The following is an 18577-nucleotide window of genomic DNA, read 5'->3' as shown; positions in this document are numbered from 1 at the left end:
AAGATCCCTTACATACATGGGATAAGGAGGATGCTCAACCATGGACGAACAAAGAAATAAGCCCGGACACAGCTTTGGAGATAACCCGCCTGAGAAGCCGCAGCAGCCAGAAGAATCCGGATCATCATATTATTCATATGGCCCTTTCCAATCGTACGGTCAAGATAATAGGGAAGGCGATAGAGATGATTCTTCCCGGCCCAACAACGTTGAAATTACACCGCCCCAGCCGGTGAGAACGCTCATGACCCCTTATGATATCCGCCCGTCTAACGAGAGCGGCGCCAGATCACAGGGGTCTGGTTCCGGCAGCGGTGCGAATGGGAATGGAAATTGGCAGTATAACAGCAAGCCCAAATCCAAATCATCCTTGAAATCATTCGTTGCCGGAGCTTTAGCCGGAATGTTGATTCTTGGAGGCGGGATGTTCTATGCGGACAAAGAGAATTTGTTCACAGGAGACCAGGCGGCGACTCCAGTCGCTGCGTATCCTGCCAGCAGCAGTACGGCACAGCCTGAGCAGAGCACGGGTTCAAAGAACATGCAGGCTGTATTCCCTATGACCAATCCGGGTGATGTCAGTGACGTCGTAGATCATGCCGGGCCTGCCGTAGTCAAGATTGAGACGCTGGTGAAGTCAAGCAAGCAAAGCCGGGGGAACAGCAATACAGATCCGTTCAACCAGTTCTTCTTCGGTGGGGATAGCGGTATCTTCGGAGACAGAGGGCAGAGCGGAGGCGAAGATAGCGGTTCGGGCTCCTCTTCACAAGGTGATCAGCTTGTACCGACAGGACTTGGATCCGGCTTTATCTTTGACAAAACAGGTTACATTCTGACCAATGAGCACGTAGTCCATAATGCGGAGGTTGTACAGGTAACGGTTCAAGGCACCAATAAGCCTTATGAAGCTAAGGTGCTTGGCACAAGCTATGACCTGGATTTGGCCGTTCTCAAGATTGAAGGCAGTGACTTCCCTTCCATTCCGCTTGGCAGCTCGGATAATACCAAAGTCGGTGAATGGCTGGTAGCTATCGGTAACCCGCAAGGCTTCGATCATTCGGTTACAGCCGGTGTTCTCAGCTCCAAGGATCGTGAAATTGCCATAGCCGGTGAGAATGGGGAGAAGGACCGCAAATATGAGAATCTGCTGCAGACAGATGCTTCGATTAATCCGGGTAACTCCGGGGGACCTCTGTTGAACCTGAAAGGCGAGGTCATCGGGATCAATGTGGCAGTGAGCGAGAACTCTCAAGGGATTGGCTTTGCGATTCCGACAAGCACAATTAATGAAGTTCTTGATAAATTGAAGAACAATCAGGCAATTCCCAAGAAGCCGGTACCTTTCATCGGGGCTTCATTAATGACCTTAACGGACGAGGTTGCGAAGCAAATGGGAACGAGTGTCAAGGAAGGCTCTGTAGTCTCCGAGATTGTCTACAGATCTCCCGCGTACATTGCGGATCTGCGCCCATATGATATTATTACCGGTGCTGACGGCAAGAACTATGCAACCAAGGAAGATCTGATTGCTTATATTCAGACTCATAAAGTCGGAGACAAAGTTAAGCTGAACGTGGTGCGTAATGATACTAAACTGGATGTTACCGTTACGATCGGCGACAAGAACAGCTTCCAGAATCTTCAATAGGACTGATGGGCTGATATACCAGGCACGTATGAAGCAGAAGCGGCAGGGAGAACCCTACCGCTTCTTGTTGTAGCACCAAAAGAACAGCAATGCTGGTCTATAGTTTTAATTACAGGGAAGTATTTTGATACAATACAGGTAGTAGAGATGGACCAGTCCTCGGGGCTGGGTTGCAAAAGGAGAGGTCCCATGAGATCCAGTATATTAATCATTGATGATGATGAGAAAATTATATCGATGCTGCGGCGCGGTCTGGCTTTTGAAGGCTATGATGTGCATTCCGCCCCTAATGGCATGGAAGGGCTTCAAATGATGCTGACGGCAGATCCTGATCTGGTCGTACTGGATGTGATGATGCCGCAGGTAGATGGATTTGAGGTCTGCAGGCGGATTCGCGAGGGGGGGAGCAGCGTCCCTATTCTCATGCTTACCGCCAAGGATGAGGTAGAGAACCGGGTCAAGGGACTTGATCTGGGTGCCGATGACTATCTGGTGAAGCCATTCGCTCTGGAAGAGCTGCTGGCCAGGGTCAGGGCCTTGCTGCGGCGCAAAGAGAACGCGGCGGACGGGGAAGCCCAGCGGCTCGTATTTGAGGATATCATTCTGGATTATGATTCCAGGGAAGTCCTAAGAGCCGGGCGCAGACTTGAACTAACCGCCAAAGAGTTCGAGCTGCTGTACTTGTTCATGCAGAATCCGAAGCGGCTCCTTACCCGGGATCTGATTATGGACAAAATCTGGGGCTACGATTACAGCGGGGAATCGAACGTTCTGGAGGTCTATATTGCTATGCTCAGGCAAAAGACGGAGGAGCAGGGCGGGAAGCGGGTCATTCAGACGATCCGTGGAGCCGGTTATATTCTAAGAGGAGACTCCTAACCATGTCCATAAGATGGCGGCTGACCGCATGGTATACTTGCATACTGGCCGTAACTCTGGTGCTGTTCGGAGCTTCGATCTATGGACTTGTACGCTATAACATATACTCTGAGGTCAAGAGGAAGATCGTGGAGCAGGCGAATCAAATACGCAATCTGGACACTTATACGGACGGACAGAATATTGACCTTCAGTTAAGCAGGGATCAGAAGAACCGGCTGGAAGACAACAATATTTCCTGGCAGATATACAGCTTCTATGGTACAGGGATTACAAGCCTGGCGCCTGCCCTGCAGGACCGCAATTTAAGTCTGCCTGTGCCCAAGCCGAATTCCCTGGTTAATGGCGGGGAGTTCTCTGTGTACACCAAGAACGGCTATTCCTTTATCCTGTTTGAACTGCCTGTGCCCTCAGCCGACCAGCCCTTCGGTGTACTGTCTCTGGCTGTGAATACCATGTCTGAAGACCGCCTCATGGATCAGATGAAAACAGTACTTGTATTCGGATTCTTCATTACTGTGCTGTGTGCTTCTACCTTAGGACTGTTCCTGGCCCGCAAATCAATGCGTCCGATAGGCAAGGTCATTGAAGCGGCTAACCAGATTCAGACGGGTAATGACCTCAGTGTCCGTATAGACTATGAGGGGCCCAATGATGAGATTGGGCAGCTGATTGGCACGGTGAACCAGATGTTATCAAGAACAGACAGGTTCTATAAGGAATTGGAGGAAGCCTATGCTACCCAGCGCAGATTCGTATCAGACGCTTCCCATGAGTTGAGAACACCGCTGACGACCATACGTGGGAATGTCGATCTGCTGAAGAAAGCCTGGGATCAGGAGGCGGAGGGACGTCTTCAAATGGACGAGCAAAGTCTTCGCAGTCTATCGATGGAAGCCATCAGCGATATCGCTGATGAATCCAAGCGGATGAGCCGGCTCGTGAATGATATGCTCTCCCTGGCCCGGGCTGATACGGGACAGACGATTACCAAGGAGCCGCTGCTTATGTCTCCGATTGTACAGGACGTCATCCGCAGATCCCAGTTCCTTACCCGTTCCGCGGCTTGGGTTCAGGGCGATCTCTCGGCAATTGATGGCATTTATGTGGAAGGTAACCGGGACTATCTGCAGCAGATGCTGTTCATCTTTATTGAGAATGCCTTCAAGTATACACCCCAAGGTAAAGTGATGATTGATGCGGTGCGGGTAGGCGGCCAGATCGGTATCCGAATCGCAGATACAGGGATTGGTATGGATCAGAAGGATATTCCGCACATATTTGAACGGTTTTATCGGGCAGATCCGTCCCGGGGGGTAACCCAGGGGACAGGACTCGGGCTCTCGATCGCCAAGTGGATCATCGACGAGCACCGCGGATCTGTGGAGGTCATCTCCCGGAAGGGGGAGGGCACAGCCTTTGTTATCTGGCTCCCAGCCTTCCCGACCCCGCTCCAATAGAGTATAATTAGAGGTGTTTGTTAAAGGGAGTTCTAAAGTGCAGCTCCAAGAAAGCGGGGTATAATCCATGGAAGTCGTCAAAATTTCACCGCGCGGTTATTGCTACGGCGTTGTAGATGCAATGGTCCTGGCCCGTCAGGCGGCCAAGAACCTTGATCTTCCTCGTCCGATTTATATACTGGGTATGATTGTTCACAACAGCCACGTAACCAATTCTTTTGAGGATGAGGGTATCATCACGCTGGATGGTCCTAACCGGCTGGAGATTCTAAGTCAGGTGGACAAAGGCACCGTAATTTTCACCGCCCATGGGGTGTCTCCAGAGGTAAGGAAGATTGCCAGAGATAAGGGACTGACTACGGTGGACGCCACCTGTCCCGATGTGACCAAGACCCATGTCCTTATTGAGGAGAAGGTCTCTGAGGGGTACGAGATTATTTATATTGGCAAAAAGGGACATCCCGAGCCCGAAGGAGCGATTGGGATCGCACCCCAGCATGTGCATCTTATCGAGCGGGAAGAGGAGATTGACCAATTGAACCTCACCGCGGACCGGATTATCATTACGAATCAGACTACAATGAGCCAGTGGGATATCAAGCATATTATCAAGAAGCTGGTTGAGAAGTACCCGGGGGCTGAAGTGCATAATGAGATCTGCTTGGCCACCCAGGTTCGGCAGGAGGCTGTGGCTGAGCAGGCCGGCCAGACGGATCTTGTGATTGTAGTTGGAGATCCGCGCAGCAATAACTCCAACCGTCTGGCTCAGGTGTCGGAGGAGATTGCAGGCGTAACAGCTTACCGGATCGCGGATGTGACCGAACTTAAGCGGGAATGGCTGGAGGGGGTCAAGAAAGTCGGAGTCACGTCCGGCGCATCCACGCCAACTCCGATTACCAAGGAGGTTATCGCGTATCTGGAGCAGTATGACCCTGACCGGCCCGAGACTTGGGAGATTGTGCGTACGGTGAATATGCAGAAGCTGCTTCCTCCAGTTAAGGATAAGAATACGGCTAAGACTATATAATCAGGCTTCGAAGGCGCCCTGCAAGGGGCGCTTTTTTATGTTGGGAAGGGGTCTGTTATAGCTGCCGATCCGGTACCACGGTCATGTCGCCAAAATAGCTCATTCCGTATCTTGACGAAGGAGTAAATATCCTGTATATTTGCTTTAGTGGTTAAAAGCATAAAAGCTTAAAAGCTTAAAAGCAAACAAGCGTTTAAGTGAGAAAGTATGACTTTGGTTTAATTATAATAATTAATAAGCGTGTGAGACTATAGACCTTACGAGAGGAAGTATGAATATGATCGTAATTATTTCTAACCAGACCCCCGAGGAGCGCCTCCAGGAGATTATCGCAGTCATAGAGAATGTGGGACTGCAGGCGCATGTATCCCGCGGCAATGATCGTACCGTAATTGGCTTGATTGGACATATTGAACCTAAGCTTGCAGAGCATCTGCGCCAGATGAAGGATGTTGAGAACGTGGTCAAGATCTCCAAATCTTATAAGCTTGCCAGCCGCGACTTCCACCCGGAGAATACAGTTATCACCATGGGTGATGTCAAAATCGGCGGAGGAGAGCTTGTTGTTATGGGAGGGCCATGTGCCGTTGAGACTCCGGAGCAGATTGACGAAATCGCACGCCTGGTCAAGGCCGCCGGCGGCCAAGTACTGCGCGGAGGAGCATTCAAGCCGCGTACCGGCCCGTACAGCTTCCAGGGTGTCGGTGTGGAAGGATTGATCATGATGGCCGAAGCAGGGAGGAAGCATGGCCTGCTGACGATCACGGAGGTTATGACACCTGAATATGTTGATGTATGTGCCGAATATGCCGACATTCTCCAAATTGGAACACGGAATATGCAGAACTTTGATCTGCTTCGGAAGCTGGGGAGCTGCGGCCGTCCGGTCCTGCTGAAGCGCGGATTCAGCGCGACATATGATGAGCTGCTTAATGCGGCCGAATACATTCTTGCGGGTGGCAACCCGGATGTCATGCTGTGCGAGCGGGGCATCCGTACCTTTGAGACTTACACCCGGAATACACTAGATCTGTCCGCAATTCCAGTACTGCAGCAGCTCAGCCACCTGCCGGTCATCTCGGATCCAAGTCACGGAACGGGAAGACGGGAATTGGTGGAGCCGATGGCTAAGGCTTCCGTAGCTGCTGGAGCGGACGGCCTGATTATCGAAATGCATACAGATCCTGATAATTCGATGACCGGGGACGGTGTACAGTCTCTGTTCCCGGATCAATTCGCTGGCCTTCTGCAGGATCTGGAGAAGCTGGCGCCGATTGTCGGCCGGACATTTACCGCATCTAAGGCAGCTGCAAACCCTGTGCAAGTCTAGAATACTTCTAGTAAATTGATACAAGACAAGAGCCCTCGCTGTATAGCGCAGGGCTCTTATCTATCTACAATATTAAGCAATGTGATGATACCTGACATGGATCATAAAAATACCTTACATAACTATTGACGGATGCTTTTGCTTGGGATTATAATGACGACAGAAAATATATAGTATGAACGTTAAATGTTACTACTTGCTTTAATGTTCGTGATTGGGAGGATTAATGATGTCAGTACAGCAGGTTTTGAAGACTATTGAGGAGAAACAAATTGAGTGGGTGGATTTCCGTTTTGTAGACCTGTCGGGTCGTGCACACCACATCAGTCTCCCAGCCAAAGAGGTTGATGAAGAAACTTTTGTAAATGGTGTAGCTTTTGACGGTTCTTCCATCCCGGGATTCCGTGGTATCGAAGAATCTGACATGGTTATGATGCCGGATCCGGGCTCATGCTTTGTTGATCCCTTTACAGCACATCCTACCTTGAACATTCTCTGCGATATCTTCACCCCGGATGGTAACCGTTATGAGCGTGATCCCCGCAGTATTGCTGTTCGCGCCGAAGAATACTTGAAGAAGAGCGGTGTAGGAACAGCAGCATTCTTCGCACCTGAATCCGAGTTCTTTATCTTCGATGATGTACGTCATGAGAGCAGCATGAACCGCTCTTACTATGAAGTGAATTCCGAAGAAGCTGGCTGGAACACAAGCCGTGATGAAGAGGGCGGTAACCTCGGCTTCAAAGTACCTGTTAAAGGTGGATATGTCCCTGTAGCGCCGACCGATAAGCAGCAGGATATCCGTAGTGAGATGTGCAGATTGCTTGAAGAAGCAGGACTTCGTATTGAGCGTCATCACCACGAAGTGGCAACTGCAGGACAAGCAGAGATCAACTTCCGTTTCGACACCCTTCTCAAAACTGCCGATAATTTGATGGTATATAAATACATCGTTCATAATACAGCACAACAATTTGGCAAGACAGCAACCTTTATGCCAAAGCCTCTCTTCGGTGACAACGGCAGTGGTATGCACGTTCACCAATCTATCTTCGATGGCGACACACCTCTTTTCTATGAAAAAGGCGGATATGCGAATCTGAGTGAAATGGCTCTTCACTACATCGGGGGTATCCTGCACCACGCCCCAGCTCTGATTGCTTTCACCAACCCAAGTACCAACTCATTCAAGCGTCTGGTACCTGGTTATGAAGCGCCAGTTAACCTTGTATATTCCAAAGGTAACCGTTCCGCTGCAGTTCGTATCCCGGTAGCGGCTGTAACCCCTAAAGGCTGCCGCATCGAGTTCCGTACACCGGACTCCACGGCTAACCCTTACCTGGCATTCTCAGCGATGCTGCTTGCTGGTCTTGACGGAATCAAACGCAAAATTGACCCGCAAAAGCAGGGCTACGGACCATTTGACAAAAATATTTACGATCTGTCTGATGCCGAGAAGAAAGAAATCCGCAGCGTTCCAGCTTCCCTGGATGAGGCTCTTGACGCACTGCTTGCCGACTGCGAATTCCTGACTGAAGGCGGCGTATTCACACAAGACTTCATTGATAACTTTGTAGCCTTGAAGCGTAAAGAAGCAAAAGCTGTAGCCATGCGCGTACATCCGCATGAAATCGGACTATACTACGATCTGTAATCGAAGTCCGATCAGCATAGTAATATGATAGCTGAGGAGCCGTTCCTAAGGTCAATTCGAACCTGAGGGACGGCCTCTTTTGCTGTAAGAGACCTTGCTGAATCCTTGAATAGTCCACGCAGAGCGTCAGTTGCTCTTTCACAAGATAAAGCGTTAATGTGTCAATTCTGCAAACTTGTCCAAAGTTGTCCAATATGTTCTTGATGCATCGATAGAATGTTGCTATAGTAAACCGTAACTATGCACCGTCATATTCAACTTACTTTGATGAAGAGAGAGGATGGGAGTCCAATGAGTAAGAGAGCCTACAATTTTAATGCAGGTCCTGCAGCTGTGCCTTTGGAAGTGCTTCAACGTGCCCAAGCTGAATTTGTCGATTATCAGGATAATGGAATGTCGATTATGGAGATGTCCCACCGTGGAGCGGTCTATGAGGGAGTACACAATGAGGCTCAGAGCCGTCTTCTGAACCTTCTTGGCAATCCGGAAGGATACAAGGTTCTGTTCCTGCAAGGCGGAGCATCCACCCAGTTCGCTATGCTTCCGATGAACTTGCTTGGTGAGGGCAAGACTGCAGGTTATGTTAAGACAGGCAGCTGGGCCAACAAAGCGATCAGTGAAGCCAAATTAATTGGCGAGACATTCATTGCCGCTTCTTCTGAAGACAACCAATACAAGTCTGTTCCAGACCTTGCGGAGCTTCAATTGCCTGAGAATGCGGCTTACCTGCATCTAACTTCTAATGAGACGATTGAAGGTACGCAGTTCCAAGCCTTCCCGGATACAGGAAGTGTGCCTTTGATTGCGGATATGTCCAGCGATATCCTGTCACGTTCCATAGACGTGAAGAATTTCGGAATGATCTATGCGGGTGCACAGAAGAACCTTGGTCCTTCAGGCGTAACCGTAGTTATTGCCCGTGAAGAGCTAATTGAGAATTCACCGAAGCACATTCCAACCGTGTTCAGATATGATACACACACCAAGAACAACTCTCTATATAACACTCCTCCATCCTTCTCAATCTATATGGTGAACCAGGTGCTTAAATGGATCGAGGAACAAGGTTCCCTGGCCGGAATAGAGGCCAAGAACCGTGAGAAAGCTCAGCTTCTCTACAATGCAATTGATAACAGTGGTGGATTCTTCCACGGCTTCGCAGATCGTGACAGCCGTTCTAACATGAATGTAACCTTCCGTATGGCATCTGAAGAGCTTGAGAAGCAATTCATCAAGGCTTCTGAGCTGGAAGGCTTTGTAGGACTTAAAGGCCACCGCAGTGTTGGAGGCTTGCGTGCTTCGATCTATAACGCTGTACCTTACGAGCACATCGAAGCTTTGGTTGATTTCATGGGAGAATTCCAAAGAAAGAACGGCTAAGTTCTGGCGCAAGAAGCAAGAGATGATATCCTAAGTTCCGGGTATCATCTTTTTTGCTGTATGATATAATATTAGGATGTATTTCTAGTGATTTTGTAGAGAGAGGTGCTTTGTTCATCATGGCCTTACATATTGTACTTGTGGAACCCGAGATACCGGCAAATACCGGAAATATTGCCCGTACCTGCGCAGCAACCGGAATTCACCTGCATCTGGTACGTCCTCTTGGATTCCGTACGGATGACGCGACTCTTAAGCGTGCCGGGCTTGATTACTGGTATGCTGTCCATATTGAATATCATGATTCTTTTGCTGAGCTCGAGGAAATGTATAAAGGGAGCAGATTCTTCTTCGCCACCACCAAGGCAGATCAGAGATACAGTGACTTCCAGTATCAGGATGGTGATTTCTTCGTGTTCGGAAAAGAAACCAAGGGGCTTCCGCCTGAAATCCTCCAGGCTCACCCGGACAGCCTAATCCGGATGCCCATGACGGATAAAGTCCGGTCACTGAATTTGTCGAATTCTGCTGCGATTATTGTGTATGAAGCGCTCAGACAATTGAATTTTCCTGGGATGGAATAGAGTTTGCGGGTTGTAAATACGACCAAAGTTGCGAATTTCAAAAGATTTTTCACAAATTCGAGATGACCCAGCAGGATTTAGTAAAAAAATGACGAATTATATTTACTCAGAGACCTTCCATCTTTTTCTTTTCTAGCCGATATATATAAGGGGATGCTTTATTATATCCTCAGGAAAGAACCCTATAAATGCGCGGTCTGTTTATATTTTTCGGGAGAGGTGTGCTTTTTTATGAAACCTGCTGGTGTGGTCCGTAAAGTGGATCAACTGGGGAGAATCGTCTTACCCAAATCGCTTCGCAAGAGATATCAAATGAATGAAGGGGATCCTGTCGAAATTCTCGTGCAGGGCGATCATATTATCCTTGAACGTTATCGTCCCAAATGTGTATTCTGCGGCAATATGGAAGATGTAAGCGAGTTCAAAGAACGGTCGATTTGTGGCCAATGCCTGGTTGAAATGAATCACTTGCCACGACACGCGTAAGTTGCGTGTTACGAGAGGCACCGCAGAATTCTGCGGTGCCTCTTAACATGGAAGAAGAATAAAAGAAGAAGCCCTTCCTCTGGAAGGGCTTCTTCTTCAATCCAACCTCTTATAAACCTTTGGTCTTGTCATCGTTATAGGATGCAGTTAAGATTCCGGCTACGAACAAGGCAAACACTAATGAAACAATCCAGAATGTTAGTGAAAAGGACATGCAGCCACCTCCAACGTATACTCTCTACTCCTATTATAACCATCACATGAACAAAATTAAAAGCTATATTATTTGAAAAATAAAAAATGAGTAGGGACCGGCCGCAGGGCGCCGTCGGAAGGCTTGTTAACCACCTTGCCGCCCAGAATCAATGAAGTGGAGCCGCCGCCGTCCAGATTGTAAGCACTTTGCACGCCGAGGTTATAGAGCTTGTCCTGCAGCTCTGGCAGGGAGGCTCCCGAATGTCCATTCTCATCATATCCATCCACCACAAGCACCAGAAGCTGATCATCCTTGTAACTGCCAATCACCGTGCGGGGCGCCCGGTAGGGAGAGGTCAGCCATTTCTGGGGAATTGGGGTTTTGGTCCCATTCTGTAGAAGGACCGGGACGAAGGTAGCCCCGAACAAGGGCTTGAGCTTGTCCAGCTGTGACTGACTGGAGAACTTACCCCCAATCAGCTTGCCTGACTGGTTAAGCCCGACAAAGGACAAGTCCTTGAAGCTTGGCTGGAAGCCGGTCAGGTATTTGCCGTTCTGGATCGTTGTACTCAGCGGATAGCGCTTGCCTCCTGAATCCGCGAACCCTCCTGCATTAATTCCCGCGATAGCTCCGCTGTGCTTGACCGCCTGCATCGTGGTCTCCGAAGAGCCGAGCTTGTCTGCGGCAACCGCCATTTTCATAGCTGAAGGATCTTTCAGCTTGATCTTCATAGCATAGCCTTTATAGCTGCCAGGGTTAATCTTGTACAGTTCGATCCGTATTTTGTCGCTTTGTACGGTCTCATAAGGCGACGAACCGAACTTGGAAGTGATGCGCCGGTCATATATCGCTTCAGGCCGGCTGGAAGTCTTCCGGGCAGCGGTGACCACCTGAGCCATGGCTGAGGTCGTCTTCTGATACAAGGCAGCCGATTTGCGAATCGTTGAAATTGTATATTTCGCGGTCTCCTCGGCGTCTGATATAGCGGTAGACACCTGGTTCACCTGCTGATCAAGTTCAGCCGGAGCAGCTAATTTCACAGGCTGTCCCTCCCAGTCCAGCCGTACACTTCCGAGAAGAAGGGCAAGAATCAGCCCGAAGAAGGGGGCGGTTGCAAGCAAGAAGAACCGGTTTAGCTGTTTGGCCTGGATGTTCATTTGAGCAGCTCCATCTTGCTCTGAAGTGTATTCAGCTGCTTCTTGACTTCATTAAGCTGGGTGTAGAGCTTGTTGCTGTTGTCGGTCTTATTGCTTGCATTATCTTTCGTGAAGGTGAGCAGCTCATTAAATGACTGAACCTTACTGCCCAGCTGGTTAACTTCCTTCGATAACGAGGACAATTTAGAATTGTAATCGGCCTTGATCGCATTCGTCTGAGCCTGCCACTTGGCATCGAGAGTGGAGAGCATGGACTGCTGCAGATGATGGCTGTACCAGTAGGTTGCCGCTATACCTATACCGATAAGCAGCAGCCAGATTACGAGAAACACCTTTACGGACGTTCCCCGGGTTCTCTTGCTGCGCGCTGAAGTAGGGGTGGAAACAGGCTCCGTAGAGTAAGACATGTGTATCACCTCAAAGAATTTTATGAATTTTCACCAAATTTCATTTTAACATTCCCTATTCTTGTTCGCAAAATATGTAAATGTTTTCAAAGTTTATGAGACAAAATTATTTCATGACTATGGAGAAGAGAGACAGACTTTCTCATACACTAAATCTAAATCTGAATCCGGGAGGAGCGGTGCAGGTATGAACCAGGGGGATCTGTGGCACGTAGAACAGGAACGAGATTTTGTGTCGCTTGCGGGTGATGGGATAGAGAAGGAGCTATATCCTTCCGGCAAGAAGGGGATATGGAGCATAAGTGAGGGGGAGGCCGAATCAGGGACTTACACTACACCAAGCAGGTTAGGGGAACCATGGATTTCTCATTTAACGGGCTTCATTACAGGAGCTTTCGGAAATCATGAACGAACTTACGCAGAGAGAACTTCCTTGCTGCTGACAAACGGCAGAGAAGAGGCTGTGGAGCTGTTGTTCGAGGAACTGCTGAAGCCTGGGGAGACCGTGCTTACAGAGACTCCCGTCTCACCTGTGGTCCTTGCCGCTCTCCTTCGCAGACAGGTGAAGGTCATTCAAGCAGGCTGCGACGCGGAAGGCATGCTGTCAGATGAGTGGAGAAGCCGCATTGCCATGCATAAGCCTGTACTCATATATATCACTCCTGATTGCTCGGACACAGTAGGGAGTTCGTGGAGTGTTGAACGCAGACGGGAGATTGTAGAGATCGCTGGGCAAGCAGATATATGGCTCTTGTCAGACCGAAGCAGCGCAGAGGCTCCCTTTGCTGCTGAACCAGTGGAGCTGGGAAGGGAAGAATGTTCGTTGTACGAGATCGGCAGAGACCAGGGATTTGGCGGACGTATTGCCGAGCTCGTGTCCCTGGATGGTCATGGCATCCAGGCCGGATGGATTCGAGCGAATGAGGCGCTGATTCAGCGCTTGAAGGAGGCGAGAGAGGGGCGGGGCAGCGCGGAAGGCATAAGCTGCCCGGCGGGGGCTTCGGCGCAGATGCTGGTGCGGCCTGGCTTCAGCTGGCCGGAGCATGCTGCGGCGCTGAACCGCGAGTACGCTGCGCGGCGAGCGGAGGCTCTTGCTGTGCTGGCAGGCAGCCGGGCGCTCGGGGCTGCCTGCCAGCACGCTGCCGGCCGCGGACGCTTCCTGTGGGCGGAGCTGCCGACAGGGATGGACAGCGCCGCCCTGCTTAGGGCGGCGCGGCTCAAGGGCGCGGCGTTCCTGCCCGGCGCGCGGTGTTATGCGGGAGCGGGGAATCCGCGGACGCTGCGTTTGTCGCTGGCGGAGCAGAGCCGGCCGCGGCTGCGGCTGGGGCTTCAGCGGATCTGCGATGCCGCTGAGGAGTTCACGGCCCGCTGGGAAGGATAGCCACGCTGCTGGAAGTCCGTGCTGCTGGAAAGTGATCGTATTTGCGGGCGCAATCGGTGTCTGCCAGATCCGATCTTCACTTGACCCGTTCACTTTTATTCTCATACTGGATAAATATCATACCTGATTGATTTCTCAATGTTGATTAATTCTCATGCCCACTCACCAAGCTTCAGGGCAGGCTCCCGCGGTTATAGGACTTCATTCGTGTCCAGCATCAGTCTAACAGCAGCGTGGCGTCTTCTATTTCTGCAGCGGCCGCGAATTGGCGATGGCTTGCCGTCACCTGCTCATACTGCTCCAGCGCAGCAAGTCCTGCCGGAGTCAGGCTGTAACGCCCGCGGCTGATCCTCTGGAACCAGCCGTAATAGTTGCGCTGCAGAATATCAGCAGTGGTACCTACACCGCTCTGATCGCGGATCTCCCGCGGAGACATCTGCCCGCCGACGCGAGACATGACCTCGGCTACCCGAAGCGCCTTTTCGCGATAAGCCGTTACCAGCTTTTGTCCGCGGCTTCCTCCAACATTGTAGTCCCCGCTTCGCTCCCGAAACTCATTAGTCAGCCGGGCAACCCGGGTCTTTACCGGTCTTGGTCCTCCGTAGCTTTCCATTCCTTCCGGTCTGCACAGAACCTCCACAAAAGGCTTCTTGGTCTTGTAGTGGGTTACCGTAATCAGCCCAAGCCCGAGTCTTCGGCACAGCTGTGTAATCTCACCCCAGCGCTGATTATGAGCACCTTTCTTCTGCCGGTTCCGCTCTACAGCAAGATAGACCTCCTTACTCAGCTTCTGCCGCGCCTGTCCTTGCAGCAGCAGAGCAAGATTGAAGGTCTTCTTCATCTCAACGATCAGGGGTTCGGCTTGATCAGGCCGGAATCCCACCAGGTCACAGTGCCGCACCTCACTCTTCACCTCATAGCCCTGCTCCTCGAAAAAAAGCTTTAGCGGCTTATACAATTCCGTCTCGTGTTGAACCGCCATAGGTTCGTGCTCCTCTCCTGGCGCGAAGTCTGCGCGGATAGTCATAGTATATAAAGTATATCATAAGGCCCCGCCTCAAATTGCGAACGAAGTGGGCCAGTTATGTCCGTAATAAACCCATTTTTCCGATAGGTATAAAATATAGTTCTGATAAAATCGTCAATTAATTGTATAAGCTCGCATAAGTATGTAATATCCTTTTTTAACCGTTGTCAAAGCTCACGGCGTACTGCTCTCAGGGACAGACAAAGATGCGTAGTTCATATCGGAAGCACAGGAGGTACCAAGCATGGATATTTTTGAACGCGTTGCAGCATACCGGGCAGAAAGTGATCGGTTGGCGTGGAGCGGTACTTTTAAAGAATACATCGAGCTGCTGAAGAAAGACCCGTCTCCGGCCAAAACAGCTCATGCCCGGGTATACGACATGATTGAATCTTATGGTGTAGAAGAAGTGAATGGCCAAAAACGCTACAAGTTTTTTGAACAGGAGATCTTTGGACTCGATCGTGCGGTCGAGAAGCTGGTGGAGGAATACTTTCATTCCGCTGCCCGCAGGCTGGATGTCCGTAAAAGAATCCTGCTGCTGATGGGCCCGGTTAGTGGAGGGAAATCCACAATCGTCACGCTTCTCAAGCGGGGCCTGGAAAAGTTCTCGCGTACAGATAAAGGTGCCTTATATGCTATTGAGGGCTGCCCGATGCATGAGGATCCGCTTCATCTTATTCCGCTTGAACTGCGTCCCGATGTGGAGCAGGCGCTTGGAATTCGAATAGAGGGGAATTTATGCCCGGTCTGCCAAATGAGGCTCAAGACGGAATATGATAATAACATTGAACATGTCAGGGTGACAAGGCTGGAGATTTCAGAGGATGCCCGGGTTGGGATTGGTACCTTCAGTCCCTCTGATCCCAAGTCCCAGGATATTGCCGACCTCACAGGTAGCATTGACTTTTCGACTATTACCGAATACGGCTCTGAATCCGATCCAAGAGCTTATCGGTTCGATGGTGAGTTGAATAAGGCCAACCGGGGGCTGATGGAATTCCAGGAAATGCTGAAGTGCGATGAGAAGTTTCTCTGGAATCTCTTGTCGCTTACGCAAGAGGGGAATTTCAAAGCAGGGAGATTTGCGCTGATTAGTGCTGACGAGCTTATCGTCGCCCATACGAATGAAACGGAGTACAAGGCTTTTATCGCAAATAAAAAGAACGAAGCACTCCAGTCCCGGATGATTGTGATGCCGATTCCCTATAATCTTAAGGTGTCGCAGGAGGAGAAAATCTACTCCAAGCTCATCGGCCAGAGTGATATGAAGCATATCCACATTGCTCCGCATTCCCTGCGGTCTGCAGCGATTTTCTCAATTCTTACCCGTCTTAAAGACTCCAAGAAGCAGGGGGTAGATCTGCTCAAGAAGATGCGTCTGTACGATGGGGAAGAGGTGGAAGGCTACAAAATTGCCGACCTCAAGGAGCTTCAGAATGAGTATCTGGATGAAGGCATGTCTGGTGTGGATCCGCGTTATGTTATTAACCGGATATCCAGTGCGCTGATCAAGCAGGATCTTCAGTGCATTAATGCTTTGGATATATTAAGAGCGATTAAGGATGGGCTGGACCAGCATGCTTCTATCACACGCGAAGAACGGGAGCGTTATCTGAATTTTATCGCGATTGCCCGCAAAGAGTATGATGAGTTGGCTAAAAAGGAAGTGCAAAAAGCCTTCGTCTATTCATTCGAGGAATCTGCACGCACGCTGTTCGAGAATTACCTCGATAATATTGAGGCATTCTGCAACTGGACCCGAATCCGGGATCCGCTGACAGATGAAGAGCTTGATCCGGATGAGCGGCTTATGCGCTCCATTGAGGAGCAGATCGGGATATCCGAGAATGCCAAGAAGGCGTTCCGCGAGGAGATCCTGATCCGAATCTCTTCCTATTCCAGAAAGGGACGGAAGTTCCAATATAACGATCATGAGCGGCTTCGGGAAGCAATTGAGAAGAAGCTGTTCGTGGATTTGAAAGATATCGTCAAGATCACAACATCAACCAAGACGCCGGATGAGAACCAGCTTAAGCGTATTAATGAAGTAAGCAAGCGTCTGATCGAGAATCATGACTACTGCCCGGTATGTGCGAATGAGCTGCTGCGCTATGTGGGAAGCTTGTTGAATAGGTAATAAGCGTTCTAAATAGAGGCCGTCCCAATAGATTCCAGATCTTAAGGGGCGGCCTCTTTGTGCTGCTTTGAGTAACTGGCCTCTCGTACAATAGAGTGAGGCCAACTTAACTTACTTTTGTCACAACTCCTTTTGCTGCGAAGACACTTTAAACTTCCTCAGGTCTCTTTATCAGCAGAGGAGGTGGAATTAGCCAGCCTTTGTCCTTAAGCAGGCGGAGAACCCGAACGCCAAGTGCGGCTTTAAGCCCGTGGTTCTTCAGGAAGAGAGCACCCACATCTTCCCTGATGGAGATGGCGATAATCTGACTGCATTCAATAACTCCCATAGATATAGAAGCCGCGATAGATGCAGCAATCTCCGGATCTGTGAAACGGGCGCCTGCCGGGATTTCCTCCAGATCGGCTGATGGCCTTTCAGGTAAGGCTGGAGCTGGAGGGATGCCATTCGCCAGCAGAAGCTCGTCCGCCTCTTTAATCTCCCGGGTCGCTTGATCGATGAGGTCTTCGATGATCTTCTTCAAGTCCTTGTCACCGGCATGGTTCAGAAAAGCCTGATAGCCCGATAGGGTTGCCTTGCTCTTCGTGGAGAACTGCCATACTCCAAAAATTTCACCATAATGCAGAGGTTCGTCTTTAGGATTACCACCCAAGATAGCCATGTAAGTTACTCCTTTTTAACTGAAATATTGTGGAATACTAGCTTAGAATCCCCAGGCGTGTTAAGAACTATGCTCCGCACGGCAAAAAGTCTTCAATCCGCAGGTTGCCCACGGATTGAAGACATATTCCTCTCTTGTTCAGCTTACGAACTTCCGGTAATGCTTCTGACCATCAAAGCTGAATATCGCCTTTTTATCCTCAATCACGGTCTCGAGATGCACGGTCTTGCCCCAAAGACGGTATACATGGGGGAGCGTCCGCTCTAAGTATTTGAGGTCAAGCTCAATCCCCTCATATTGATGTCTGAGCACCAGTTCGCCGCTGCGCTGGTAATCCCCATCCTGCACTACAATATATGGCGCGCCGCCATTCACTCTGGATAGTGCGAGCTGATCACGGATGGTCTCCCATGTTTTGTCTGTAATTTTCCATTCAGAACCCTGCTTCTGGAACACATAGAGATCCAGATCACGGGTTAAGTCTTTCGTTAAGTAGCTGCGAATGAAAGAGATGTCGGAATCAAGCTCCCGCACTTCGAATATTTTCTCTCTGCCCTTGCCAGGCTGTCTGCCGAAGCGTTCCTGCTCCTCGGGAGTCGGCTTATCCCAGCGTCTCTCAATATCCTCGAAGATCTTCAGTCCCAGATAATAGGGGTTCAGGCTTTGAGTCGAGGGCTGCACGACTGACGAGTTCAGCTTGGCGAACTCAATCGTCTCTTCACTGGACAGATCCAGCTCCCTGATAATCCGCTGATGCCAGTACGAGGCCCAGCCCTCGTTCATGATCTTGGTCTCCATTTGGGGCCAGAAATAAAGCATTTCTTCCCTTAGCATACTCATGATATCCCGCTGCCAATCTTCTAAAGTCTCCGAATATTCCTGAATGAACCAGACGAGATCCTTCTCCGGTGCCGGAGGGAACGCGGGCTGCCCGGCCGGCTCGGCCGGACCGGACGCTGACTGCGACTGATCCATAGACCATAGATCGTCATACGGAGTGGCAGGTTTTTTGGCGTGGAGTCCTTCTTTGATCTTCCGCATTTTCTCCTCGGTATACCGTTTCTTATCCAGCCGTCTTGGCTTGATCAGCTGAGGATCAACATGCTCCTGAATAGATAGAACGGCATCTACGAACGTCTCCACCGCATCGGTGCCGTGGA

16 protein-coding genes (1 of these 16 cut by a window edge) are annotated in these 18577 nt (G+C 50.1%); 11 read left to right on the top strand and 5 right to left on the bottom strand.

Translation table 11 applies throughout. The features are described from left to right. Nucleotides 1-40: 40 nt before the first annotated feature. The 9 genes from LDO05_RS14140 (at nt 41) to LDO05_RS14100 (ending at nt 10448) form a co-directional block, all read left to right on the top strand. Nucleotides 41-1648: a S1C family serine protease gene (locus LDO05_RS14140; RefSeq protein ID WP_251376017.1), complete on the top strand. Its 1608-nt coding sequence runs from the start codon at nt 41-43 to the stop codon at nt 1646-1648. A gap of 189 nt (nt 1649-1837) precedes the next feature. Then, nucleotides 1838-2527 (top strand): response regulator transcription factor, encoded by a 690-nt coding sequence (locus LDO05_RS14135; protein WP_251376016.1) that lies wholly within the window; start codon nt 1838-1840, stop codon nt 2525-2527. 2 nt (nt 2528-2529) lie between these two features. Then, on the top strand, nt 2530-3987 hold the full coding sequence (locus tag LDO05_RS14130; protein WP_251376015.1) for a HAMP domain-containing sensor histidine kinase: 1458 nt from the start codon (nt 2530-2532) through the stop codon (nt 3985-3987). Nucleotides 3988-4054: 67 nt separating this feature from the next. Then, nucleotides 4055-5014 (top strand): 4-hydroxy-3-methylbut-2-enyl diphosphate reductase, encoded by a 960-nt coding sequence (locus LDO05_RS14125; RefSeq protein WP_251376014.1) that lies wholly within the window; start codon nt 4055-4057, stop codon nt 5012-5014. Between the two features lie 277 nt (nt 5015-5291). Continuing rightward, entirely contained in the window at nt 5292-6344 is a 1053-nt protein-coding gene (gene aroF / locus LDO05_RS14120; protein WP_251376013.1) for a 3-deoxy-7-phosphoheptulonate synthase, read from the top strand. Between the two features lie 229 nt (nt 6345-6573). Beyond that, complete coding sequence (gene glnA, locus LDO05_RS14115) at nt 6574-7998, top strand: type I glutamate--ammonia ligase (protein WP_251378732.1); 1425 nt, start codon at nt 6574-6576, stop codon at nt 7996-7998. A gap of 291 nt (nt 7999-8289) precedes the next feature. Further along, nucleotides 8290-9378, top strand: coding sequence for a 3-phosphoserine/phosphohydroxythreonine transaminase (gene serC / locus LDO05_RS14110; RefSeq protein WP_251376012.1), 1089 nt, complete (start codon nt 8290-8292; stop codon nt 9376-9378). A gap of 119 nt (nt 9379-9497) precedes the next feature. Continuing rightward, nucleotides 9498-9962 (top strand): tRNA (uridine(34)/cytosine(34)/5-carboxymethylaminomethyluridine(34)-2'-O)-methyltransferase TrmL, encoded by a 465-nt coding sequence (trmL, locus tag LDO05_RS14105; RefSeq protein WP_251376011.1) that lies wholly within the window; start codon nt 9498-9500, stop codon nt 9960-9962. A 231-nt stretch (nt 9963-10193) separates the two neighbouring features. Then, the gene (locus LDO05_RS14100; protein WP_068622459.1) at nt 10194-10448 is read left to right on the top strand and encodes an AbrB/MazE/SpoVT family DNA-binding domain-containing protein; all 255 of its coding nucleotides are present in this window, start codon (nt 10194-10196) and stop codon (nt 10446-10448) included. 282 nt (nt 10449-10730) lie between these two features. Here the strand turns inward: LDO05_RS14100 and LDO05_RS14095 are convergent, their stop codons facing one another. Together LDO05_RS14095 and LDO05_RS14090 are read right to left on the bottom strand one after the other, a co-directional pair. Continuing rightward, entirely contained in the window at nt 10731-11801 is a 1071-nt protein-coding gene (locus LDO05_RS14095) for a phosphodiester glycosidase family protein (protein ID WP_251376010.1), read from the bottom strand. Continuing rightward, nucleotides 11798-12208: a hypothetical protein gene (locus tag LDO05_RS14090; RefSeq protein ID WP_251376009.1), complete on the bottom strand. Its 411-nt coding sequence runs from the start codon at nt 12206-12208 to the stop codon at nt 11798-11800. The genes LDO05_RS14095 and LDO05_RS14090 overlap by 4 nt, the downstream gene beginning before the upstream one ends. Nucleotides 12209-12395: 187 nt before the next feature. On the opposite strand from LDO05_RS14090, the gene LDO05_RS14085 reads away from it, so the two are divergent. Continuing rightward, on the top strand, nt 12396-13589 hold the full coding sequence (locus tag LDO05_RS14085) for an aminotransferase-like domain-containing protein (RefSeq protein WP_251376008.1): 1194 nt from the start codon (nt 12396-12398) through the stop codon (nt 13587-13589). Between the two features lie 217 nt (nt 13590-13806). Here LDO05_RS14085 and LDO05_RS14080 read toward each other — a convergent pair whose 3' ends face one another. Then, entirely contained in the window at nt 13807-14571 is a 765-nt protein-coding gene (locus LDO05_RS14080) for a DUF2161 family putative PD-(D/E)XK-type phosphodiesterase (protein WP_251376007.1), read from the bottom strand. Nucleotides 14572-14860: 289 nt separating this feature from the next. On the opposite strand from LDO05_RS14080, the gene LDO05_RS14075 reads away from it, so the two are divergent. Beyond that, nucleotides 14861-16756, top strand: coding sequence for a PrkA family serine protein kinase (locus LDO05_RS14075; protein WP_251376006.1), 1896 nt, complete (start codon nt 14861-14863; stop codon nt 16754-16756). A gap of 148 nt (nt 16757-16904) precedes the next feature. On the opposite strand, the gene LDO05_RS14070 is transcribed toward LDO05_RS14075, so the two are convergent. Next, entirely contained in the window at nt 16905-17417 is a 513-nt protein-coding gene (locus LDO05_RS14070; RefSeq protein ID WP_251376005.1) for a DUF3231 family protein, read from the bottom strand. A gap of 138 nt (nt 17418-17555) precedes the next feature. After that, nucleotides 17556-18577, bottom strand: partial view of a SpoVR family protein gene (locus tag LDO05_RS14065; RefSeq protein ID WP_251376004.1) — the 3' portion only. 421 nt of this gene lie beyond the right edge of the window; the window shows 1022 of its 1443 coding nt (coding positions 422-1443); the start codon falls outside the window, past its right edge; its stop codon occupies nt 17556-17558.

This window comes from Paenibacillus sp. YPG26 (genome assembly GCF_023704175.1).
GTDB lineage: Bacteria > Bacillota > Bacilli > Paenibacillales > Paenibacillaceae > Fontibacillus.
The sequence above is the reverse complement of the archived record's forward strand: the minus strand, read 5'-3'. Positions and strand labels throughout refer to the sequence as shown.

What these genes read in the sequence shown, in the direction of transcription:
- LDO05_RS14140 (WP_251376017.1), top strand. Translation starts at nt 41, where the DNA reads ATGGACGAACAAAGAAATAAGCCCGGACACAGCTTTGGAGATAACCCG.
- LDO05_RS14135 (WP_251376016.1), top strand. Translation starts at nt 1,838, where the DNA reads ATGAGATCCAGTATATTAATCATTGATGATGATGAGAAAATTATATCG.
- LDO05_RS14130 (WP_251376015.1), top strand. Translation starts at nt 2,530, where the DNA reads ATGTCCATAAGATGGCGGCTGACCGCATGGTATACTTGCATACTGGCC.
- LDO05_RS14125 (WP_251376014.1), top strand. Translation starts at nt 4,055, where the DNA reads ATGGAAGTCGTCAAAATTTCACCGCGCGGTTATTGCTACGGCGTTGTA.
- aroF (WP_251376013.1), top strand. Translation starts at nt 5,292, where the DNA reads ATGATCGTAATTATTTCTAACCAGACCCCCGAGGAGCGCCTCCAGGAG.
- glnA (WP_251378732.1), top strand. Translation starts at nt 6,574, where the DNA reads ATGTCAGTACAGCAGGTTTTGAAGACTATTGAGGAGAAACAAATTGAG.
- serC (WP_251376012.1), top strand. Translation starts at nt 8,290, where the DNA reads ATGAGTAAGAGAGCCTACAATTTTAATGCAGGTCCTGCAGCTGTGCCT.
- trmL (WP_251376011.1), top strand. Translation starts at nt 9,498, where the DNA reads ATGGCCTTACATATTGTACTTGTGGAACCCGAGATACCGGCAAATACC.
- LDO05_RS14100 (WP_068622459.1), top strand. Translation starts at nt 10,194, where the DNA reads ATGAAACCTGCTGGTGTGGTCCGTAAAGTGGATCAACTGGGGAGAATC.
- LDO05_RS14095 (WP_251376010.1), bottom strand. Translation starts at nt 11,801, where the DNA reads ATGAACATCCAGGCCAAACAGCTAAACCGGTTCTTCTTGCTTGCAACC.
- LDO05_RS14090 (WP_251376009.1), bottom strand. Translation starts at nt 12,208, where the DNA reads ATGTCTTACTCTACGGAGCCTGTTTCCACCCCTACTTCAGCGCGCAGC.
- LDO05_RS14085 (WP_251376008.1), top strand. Translation starts at nt 12,396, where the DNA reads ATGAACCAGGGGGATCTGTGGCACGTAGAACAGGAACGAGATTTTGTG.
- LDO05_RS14080 (WP_251376007.1), bottom strand. Translation starts at nt 14,571, where the DNA reads ATGGCGGTTCAACACGAGACGGAATTGTATAAGCCGCTAAAGCTTTTT.
- LDO05_RS14075 (WP_251376006.1), top strand. Translation starts at nt 14,861, where the DNA reads ATGGATATTTTTGAACGCGTTGCAGCATACCGGGCAGAAAGTGATCGG.
- LDO05_RS14070 (WP_251376005.1), bottom strand. Translation starts at nt 17,417, where the DNA reads ATGGCTATCTTGGGTGGTAATCCTAAAGACGAACCTCTGCATTATGGT.